Raw genomic sequence first — 594 nt, forward strand, 5'->3', positions numbered from 1 at the left:
CAATCCCTTCAATGACCACTTGCAGCTCAAGTTTTTTCGCAATATGGATGATGGAACAAATGATTGCGCGGTCATCGTCGGATTTTTCCATTTGCTGAACAAAACTCTTGTCGATTTTGATGGCATCAAAAGGGTACTTCTTCAAATAACTGAAAGAGGCGTAGCCCGTACCAAAATCGTCGAGTGACAATGTCACACCAAGTTTATTCAGTTTTTTAAGGGTTGTTCGTGCGACCACTTCATCAGCAATTAACGCACTTTCCGTCACTTCTAACTCAAGAAAACGTGCCGGAAGGTGAAACGCTTCGAGAAGGTGTTCAACTTGCTCGGCGAAATTCACGTTTTGCAGTTGAATAGGAGAGACATTTACCGCGACTTTGAAATTATCGAATAACTCAGACCACTGTTTGGCTTTGTCGATAGCAGTACGCAAAACAAATGAGCCAACTTCAAATATGAGCCCATTTTGCTCAGCCATGTGGATGAGCGCTTCGTTAGATACATCCCCTAAAACGGGGTGACGCCAGCGTAATAGCGCTTCTGCACCTATCCATTTGTGCGTATGAGGGTTCACCTTCGGTTGGAAATACAACA

General features: G+C 43.9%; 1 protein-coding gene. It reads right to left on the reverse strand.

What is annotated here, in order from left to right:
- The coding region (locus R7E78_RS28455; protein WP_318058925.1) for an EAL domain-containing protein at positions 1-594 on the reverse strand (594 nt) is incomplete at both ends.

The organism is Vibrio sp. YT-19(2023) (genome assembly GCF_033337395.1).